The sequence below is a fragment of the Bacillus sp. MBGLi79 genome, from assembly GCF_002953915.1.
Window position 1 is genome coordinate 2,162,195 of the sequence record NZ_CP026521.1, and the last position, 9,441, is coordinate 2,171,635.

Annotated in this window: 1 protein-coding gene (running past one end of the window); it reads left to right on the forward strand. The window is 46.7% G+C overall.

The features are described 5' to 3' along the window. A protein-coding gene (locus C1T29_RS10930) for a type I polyketide synthase (protein WP_103748749.1) crosses the window boundary here: on the forward strand, nucleotides 1-9,432 show its 3' portion. The gene continues 4,194 nt to the left of window position 1, outside the view; only the last 9,432 of its 13,626 coding nucleotides appear in the window; its start codon lies beyond the left edge, outside the window; the stop codon is at nucleotides 9,430-9,432. Nucleotides 9,433-9,441: the final 9 nt, after the last annotated feature.

Genomic DNA, 9,441 nt, shown 5'->3' on the forward strand with positions numbered 1-9,441 from the left:
GCAATTGATGAACGGTTTGAAGGTTATGCCATACAGTTATTTGAAGAAATCAAACAGCTGATGCACTCAAATACAGGGGGACATACATTCATTCAAGTGGCGGTGCCTGCGTTGGACGAGCCTCAGCTATTAAGCGGCTTAACGGGACTGCTCAAAACGGCTGAACTGGAAAATCCAAAACTGACAGGGCAGTTGATTGAAATAGAAACCGGGATACCAGCCGGTGACCTATTCAAAATATTGGAGGAAAACAGACGCTGTCCGCGTGACACGCATATCCGCCACTGGCAAGGAAAGCGATTTGTCAGCAGGTGGAAAGAAGCGTCTGGTGTGCACCTAAGTACTGACATGCCATGGAAGGATAATGGCGTGTATCTGATCACAGGCGGTGCAGGGGGTCTTGGATTTATCTTTGCAACTGAAATCGCAAACCAAACGACTGGCGCGGTTGTGATCCTGACAGGCCGCTCTCCGCTTGATGAAAGAAAACAGAAGAAGCTTCAAGCCTTACAGAAACTTGGCATCCAAGCGGTTTACAGACAAGCGGATCTGACCGAGAAACAAGCGGTTGATACTTTATTAAAAGAGATCCAAAACGTTTATGGCGACTTAGACGGCGTCATTCATAGCGCCGGTTTAATAAAAGATAATTTCATTATGAAGAAAAAAAAAGAAGAGGTTCAAACCGTTCTCGCTCCAAAGGTAGCCGGACTGATTCACCTTGACAAAGCAACGAAAAATATTCCGCTCGATTTCTTTATCCTTTTTTCCTCCGGTGCCGGAGCGGTAGGAAGCGCGGGACAGGCTGATTATGCAATGGCCAATGCATTTATGAATGCATTCAGCGAATATCGAAATGGCCAAGCGGAACTTCACAAACGCTACGGGAAAACACTTTCGGTGTGCTGGCCGCTGTGGAAAGACGGGGGCATGCAAATTGATGCGGACACTGCAAGAATGCTGAAAAGCGAAACAGGCATGGTGGCCATGGAAACAGATCGTGGGATTCAGGCGCTATATCATTGCTGGTCGTCTGGAAAGCCGCAAGTGTTAGTTGCTTCCGGTGTTACTGATCGGATTTGTGCATTTTTACATGAAACGGGACATGGCAAGGGCCAATCTCACAATATCCAAAAAGCAATTCTCAATCACGAGGCAGAAAAAGCAGGCATGATCGGGGAAGCCGATGAAGAGATACTGAGAGAAAAAGCGGAGAACTATTTTAAACAGGTGCTTTCTTCGGTGATCAAGCTGCCAGCCGGCCAGATTGATGCTAAAGCTCCTCTCGAAGATTACGGGATCGATTCTATCATGATCATGCATGTAACGGGTCAATTAGAAAAAGGATTCGGTTCTTTGTCCAAGACGTTGTTCTTTGAATATCAGGATATTCGGTCATTAACACGGTATTTTATTGATTCCCACAGAGAAAAATTGCTGGACATCTTGGGAATTGAAACAAGAAAAGCTTCTGTTGAAAGACAACCAGAACCTGAAAAACAAGAAATCCCAGTTACCCCAAGAAAGTCTGGATTTCTTCCTTTGCAAGGCAAAGAGCAGGAGAAGTTAAGAGAAAAGGAAACGGAAGAAATCGCGATCATCGGTATCTCTGGCCGCTATCCACAGGCAGACAATATTGATGAATTGTGGGAAAACCTGAGAAACGGTCGAGACTGTATTACTGAAATTCCGGAAGATCGCTGGGATCACAGTCTTTATTATGATGAAGATAAAGACAAGCCTGGAAAAACCTACAGCAAGTGGGGAGGCTTCCTAAAGGATGTAGACAAGTTTGATCCACAGTTCTTCCATATATCGCCGCGTGAGGCCAAATTAATGGACCCGCAAGAGCGTTTATTTTTGCAGTGCGTGTATGAAACGATGGAAGACGCAGGCTATACAAGAGAACACCTCGGCCGTAAGCGTGATGCTGAGCTTGGCGGAAGCGTCGGTGTTTACGTCGGTGTCATGTACGAAGAATATCAGCTGTACGGGGCACAAGAGCAGGTGCGGGGACGGTCTTTGGCTTTAACAGGAAATCCATCATCCATCGCGAACCGGGTATCTTATTATTTTGATTTTCACGGGCCGAGTATTGCTTTAGACACCATGTGTTCTTCTTCTTTAACGGCTATCCACTTGGCATGTCAAAGCTTACAGCGCGGAGAGTGTGAGGCGGCATTCGCGGGCGGCGTGAATGTGTCAATCCACCCAAATAAATATTTGATGCTTGGGCAGAACAAATTTATGTCCAGCAAAGGCCGGTGTGAAAGCTTCGGGCAGGGCGGAGACGGCTATGTGCCGGGAGAAGGCGTTGGAGCAGTGCTTTTGAAGCCATTGTCTAAAGCCATTGAAGATGGTGATCACATTTATGGAATCATTAAGGGGACGGCCATCAACCACGGCGGAAAAACAAACGGGTACTCAGTTCCCAACCCGAATGCCCAAGCAGATGTCATCAAAAAGGCGTTTGTGGAAGCGGAGATTGACCCGCGGGCAGTCAGTTACATCGAAGCCCACGGCACCGGAACCTCTCTCGGTGATCCTATTGAAATCACAGGGCTGTCCAAAGTGTTTACGCAAGAAACCGATGATAAACAATTTTGTGTAATAGGGTCAGCCAAATCAAATATCGGGCATTGTGAGAGCGCGGCAGGTATCGCAGGAGTAACGAAGGTATTGCTTCAAATGAAATACAGGCAGCTTGCGCCATCCCTGCATTCAAACGTGCTGAATCCGAATATTGACTTCCTTAACTCACCGTTTCAAGTACAGCAAGAGCTAGAAGAGTGGAAGAGGCCGACCATCAGTGTCAATGGCAAAGACATCGAATTACCGAGAATCGCAGGAATCTCTTCATTTGGTGCCGGGGGTGTGAACGCCCATATTTTAATAGAAGAGTATGCTCCGGAATTTGTGGAGGAACGTTCCCAAGCGAGGAAGCAGCCAGCTGTTATTGTGCTCTCAGCAAAAAATGAGGAAAGACTTCAAAAACGCGCGGAAGATTTGCTGGATGCCATTCGGAAACAAAAATATGTTGAAGCAGATTTGCACCGAATTGCCTATACGCTGCAAGTCGGACGGGAAGCGATGAACGAACGGCTGGCGTTCGTTGCGGAAACGATGCAGGAGCTTGAAGAAAAACTGAATGAATGTATCTCGGGAACAGAAAATCGTGAATATGTCTATCGCGGACAAGTAAAGCGCAACAAAGAAGCCATTGCTGCTTTTGCTGCTGATGAAGATATGTCAAAAACAATTGAGGCATGGCTGCAGAAAGGAAAATACGTGAAGGTTTTAGACCTGTGGGTAAGAGGTTTGCGAATCGACTGGAGCACGCTTTATCAGGACCAAAAACCGCGGCGCATCAGTTTACCCGTCTATCCTTTCGCAAGAGATCGCTATTGGATAGACGTAAATGCAAAGGCTGAGGAAAAAAGAACGGTAGAGACATTCGCTCCGGTACAGCCCGTTATTTCAAAGCCGTCTGTAGCCAGAGAAGCCAGCGGCAAGCCTGCCAATATAACGCTACAGCCTTTAACAGCAGACCAGGGAAAACAGCAGCTTTCAGCAGTCCAGCTTCCTCCAGATACAGAAATAGAGACCATTACAGCGGAGTCCTTGTGCGATGAACTGACAGCGAGCTTAGCGGAAGTGCTGTACATGGACCAAAACGAGATTGATTCAGATGAAGCATTCATAGATATCGGAATGGACTCGATTACCGGGCTCGAATGGATAAAAGCAATAAATAAACAGTATGGCACATCGTTAAATGTCACAAAGGTATATGATTATCCGACAACACGAGAATTCGCTGTTTACTTAGCACGTGAGTTAAGCCCACACGCTAGGGAGAAAAAACAAACGGAGACGTACCCGCCAATCAGACAAAAAACAGCTGTGCATGCTGCTAAACCGGCTAATATATCTTTGCAGCCGTTAGAACATCAGTCAGTGCAAGAAGCACCTGAAGAAACGATTCAATATGCAGCGACAGAAATATCTGTATCAAGACAATATACGGAAGCAATTGAAACGCTGCATGAAAAATTGAAAGAAAGCATAGCAGACGTGTTATACATGGAGCCATACGAGGTGGATATTGACGAAGCGTTCATAGATATCGGAATGGACTCGATTACCGGACTCGAATGGATAAAAGCGGTGAACAAGCAGTACGGAACGTCTTTCACAGTCACCACAGTATATGATTATCCAACGATACGTGATTTTGCCGAAATGCTAAAGTCTGAGCTTGGAGCTCATCATGATAGAAAGATAGAGCATACTGTCCCGACCGAAGCAACGCAGCAAAAACCAGCAGCACCATCTATTCCAAATCCGGCAGCGCGACCGCTACAGTCTGTTCAACATCCTATAAAGAAAGAATATGAGAAGGAACAAGTTCCTGGTCGTCAAGACCGCCCCGAGGATGCGATCGCGATTGTCGGGATGTCGGGAAGATACCCGGGTGCTCGTAATGTAAGAGAGTATTGGGATAACCTGGTTCATGCAAGGAATGCCATTCGAGACATTCCAACATCACGGTGGGATGTTGACAAATACTATGATCCTGCCCTCAACAAGAAAGGGAAAGTCTACTGCAAATCAATGGGGATGCTTGATGATATTGAACATTTTGATCCGTTGTTTTTTAATATTCCGCCGTCAGAAGCTGAACTGATGGACCCACAGCATCGAATCTTTTTGCAGGAAGGCTATAAAGCCTTTGAGGACGCTGGGTATAACGCCAGAACTTTAAATGAGAAAAAATGCGGCGTTTATCTCGGCATTATGAGCAATGAATACGGGGTCATGCTGAATCGGCAGTCAAGAACAAATGCCACCGGAAACAGCTTTGCGATCGCAGCGGCGCGTATTCCGTATTTTCTAAATTTAAAAGGGCCTGCGATTCCGATTGATACCGCATGTTCATCTTCATTGGTCGGCACTCATTTAGCGCGCCAGGCACTTATAAACAAAGAAATTGATATGGCGCTGGTCGGCGGTGTCAGCTTATATCTAACGCCGGAATCTTACATCAGTATGTGTGAGGCCGGCATGCTTTCACCTGATGGACAATGTAAAGCTTTTGACAATGGCGCGAATGGTTTTGTGCCCGGCGAGGGTGCGGGTGCGCTTGTTCTGAAAAGGCTGAAAGATGCAGAAGCGGACCGTGACCATATTTATGGCATCATCATTGGCTCGGGTATTAATCAGGACGGGAAAACAAACGGAATCACAGCACCGAGTGCGAAAAGCCAAATGGACCTGGAAAGAGGCATATATGAAACATACGGCATACATCCTGAGAGTATCAGTTATGTCGAGATGCACGGAACAGGAACAAAACAAGGCGATCCAATTGAATTAGAAGCCCTGTCTGCCGTATTTCAAGAAAAAACAGACAAAAAGCAGTTTTGCGCAATCGGTTCCGTCAAAAGCAATATTGGCCATACATCCGCGGCGGCAGGAGTAGCCGGGGTTCAAAAAGTGTTATTGTGCATGAATCATAAAACACTTGTGCCAACATTGAACTTCACGACACCGAATGAGCATTTTCAATTTGAGCATTCTCCTTTATACGTAAATACGGAGCTCAAGCCTTGGGAAACGGCTGATGGAAAACCGCGGAGAGCATGTGTGAGCTCTTTCGGATATAGCGGAACGAATGCCCATATCGTAATAGAGGAATACCAGCCTGAAAAGAGGAACAATCGATTAACAAAGCAGCACCGCTCATCATTATTTGTACTTTCAGCGAAAAAAGAGAAGCAATTGAAAGCCTATGCGGAAGCAATGAAAGATTTCGTAACTTCCAATGAAGATATCAATTTGGAGGATATAGCATACACACTTCAGACGGGTCGGGAAGCAATGGATTATCGGCTGGCATTTTTGGCGGATTCGAGCGAAATGCTGATCAAAGCTTTAGATGATTATTTGGCTGAAATGCAGAACAACAGCACATTTGCTGCTCACGTGAAAACGAAAAAGAGCGAAATCAAGCTGTTTGAAACGGATCACGATGCCAAAGCGTTGCTGCAAACATGGATAGAGAAAAAAAGGCTGGAGAAAGTAGCGGAACTATGGGTGAAAGGGCTGCAGATAGATTGGAATGAGCTTTATGGAGAATACACGCCTCGGCGAATCAGCCTGCCTGCTTATCCGTTCGCGGAAGAGTATTACTGGCTGCCAACTCAAGAAGGTGAACTCGAAACCATTGCTACAGCACTCCCTCATTCCGAACTGATGCCAAAGCGCTGCTTTCTGCGTAAACAGTGGCAGCCTTGTCCGATTGAACCGGCAGAAATGACGAATCAAACCGTCGCCATTTTGGCAAATGAGGAGACAATGGCATTAGCGGAAGAGCTTTCGATGTATTTCTCGAAATACCGTATATTTGACAGTCAAGAGCTGGATCGGGTGTCAGCTGCGGACTATGAACACGTTGCTGGAGCAATCGATCTGATCGGATGCGGAACGAGCCACGAGCAGTCTTTGGGCTGGATAAACTGGCTCCAAAAGCTGATCGAGCAAGGACGTACAAGCAAGCATCATTTGACAATCTTAGGTGTAACAAAGGGGCTGGAGGCTTATGCAAATGACGCTGTTCATTTGTCTGGTGCTTCGCGGGCCGGGTTATACCGCATGCTTCAAAGCGAGTACAGCCACCTTACTTCAAGACATGCAGATATGGAGTGCGAAGCCTCTCTTGAGGAGCTGGCCAGACTGATTGCAGCAGAGTTTTATGCCAAGAGCACAGAAGCAGAAGTCTGTTATCGAAACGGACAGCGATATCGCGCATATTTGGCAGAGCAGCCAGCAGAAGCCGCTCATAGTCATAAGCAAGTATCGTTTTCAACAGACAAAGTCCTGCTCATTACAGGCGGGACAAGAGGCCTCGGCTTACTGTGTGCGCGGCATTTTGTAAAAACATACGGCGTTAAGCGGCTGGTGCTTATCGGCCGTGAAGAGCTTCCGCCGCGAGACCAGTGGAATTCGGTGAACATTGTCTCGCTTGCCAAGAAAATAAAAGCCGTTCAAGAGCTAGAAGACATGGGTGCGCAAGTTCAGGTGCTGTCTCTGGATCTGGGAGACAGGGTTACTGTCGAACAGAGCCTGAAGACAATACACGAAACAATGGGAGCGATTGGCGGAGTCATCCATTGTGCCGGGATGGTGAACAAACAAAACCCGGCTTTTATCAGAAAATCACTTGAAGAGATCGAACAGGTGCTTGAACCGAAAGTCGAAGGTCTGCAAACGTTGTTTGACCTGCTTTATGATGAACCATTGGCGTTTTTTGCTTTGTTTTCCTCAGTTTCAGCGGCGATTCCTGCCCTAGCAGCAGGACAAGCTGATTACGCGATGGCAAATGCTTTTATGGATTATTTTGCAGAGGCTCATCGAGATAAATGTCCCATTGTAAGCATTCAGTGGCCTAACTGGAAGGAGACCGGGTTAGGCGAGGTCCGAAGCAAAGCTTTAGAACAAACTGGATTGATCAGTTTAACAAACGATGAGGGATTACAGCTGCTTGACCAAATTCTATCTGACAGACAGTATGCTGTCGTGCTGCCGGCGGTTCCAGATAAAAATGTTTGGAAGCCGGACAAGCTGATGCAGCCGTCACTGCCTGCCGAAGCTCTTTCGCATCCTGAGATGAAAGAGCAGGCCGGCACTCGAACCGTGTTTCTTGAAACAGTTGACTGGCTCGTAACGCTTTTTTCAGAAGAACTGAAGATAGCTGCAGAAGACTTTGAAACGGATGAGCCTTTCCAAGAATACGGAATTGACTCGATTATATTGGCTCAGCTGGTGCAGCAGATGAACGAACAATTAAATGGAGATATTGATCCGTCAATCTTGTTTGAATACCCGACAATAGAATCCTTTGCACACTGGCTCATTTCGAAATATGACATAGCAGCTGTTTTACAACCATCTGTTCCTGAGAAGCAGACACCTGTCAAGCCGCAATCAGCAATGAAGCAAAAGCCGGTGCCAGAACAGCGGCCGCAGCAGATAAGTCATGAGAAAACGGCACTTCTTGCTGAGGACATCGCCATCATCGGTCTTAGTTGCAGGTTCCCAGGAGCGGAAACTCTTGAAGAATACTGGGATTTAATACGTGAAGGACGGTCCGCGATTACACCTGTTCCGCCTGACCGATTCGGGGATTCCAGCTCCAATTACGCGGGCCTCATTGAGGAAATGAACCGATTTGATCATGATTTCTTCATGATGTCCGAAAACGATGTCAGAGCGATGGATCCCCAAGCTTTGGCTGTATTGGAGGAAAGCTTGAAACTGTGGTATCACGCCGGTTATACAGAGAAAGAAGTGAAGGGCATGAGGGCTGGTGTTTATATAGGAGGCCGCAGCCAGCACAAGCCTGATCCGGCCAGTCTTTCAAAAGCAAGAAACCCGATAGTCGCTGGCGGACAAAACTATTTAGCAGCTAACATCTCACAATTTTTTGACTTGAAGGGACCGAGTATTGTCCTGGATACTGCTTGTTCCTCTGCGCTTGTGGGGCTGAATATGGCCATTCAGGCTCTGCGAAGCGGAGATATTGAGGCAGCGGTTGTAGGCGGCGTCAGTTTGCTTGATGCTGATGCGCATCGAATGTTTCATGAACGCGGACTTTTATGTGACAAACCGTCATTCCATATTTTTGATAAGCGGGCAGACGGTGTCATTTTAGGAGAAGGCGTTGGCATGGTTCTCGTCAAAACCGTCAGCCAAGCGCTTGAAGACGGAGATTCCATATATGCAGTCATTAAAGCCGCTGCGATTAATAATGACGGAAGAACGGCAGGCCCATCATCTCCGAATCTAGAGGCGCAAAAGGATGTCATGCTGACAGCGCTTGAAAAAAGCGGCAAAAGGACAGAAGAGATCAGCTATCTTGAAGCGAACGGATCGGGGTCGGCAGTAACAGATTTACTTGAATTAAAGGCGATTCAATCCATTTACCGTTCTGAATCAAAGGCTCCGTTAGGGCTGGGATCGGTGAAACCTAACATCGGGCATCCATTATGTGCAGAGGGAATCGCGAGCCTGATTAAAGTAGCTTTAATGCTGAAACATAGACAATTGGTTCCATTCCTGTCAGGTAACGAACATATGCCGTACTTTGATATAGAAAAGACAGATTTGTATTTCTGCAGATCACAGGCCGAATGGAAGGAGACAACGCCTGCTGCGGCAATTAATTGTTTTGCCGATGGCGGAACGAATGCCCATCTCATTGTAGAAGGTTGGAAAGACTCGGCTGAGCGTCCAATTAGAAGAAAGCCTCTGCCTTTGCCGGAATTACATCGACAGCCGATTTTAACTAAACCATTGGCTCAAAACGTGCAGAAAAAAGTGCATTCAGACACGAAGGCTTCTAACGAAATGTTTTGGAAAACTTTCAAATAAGAGAGGAGT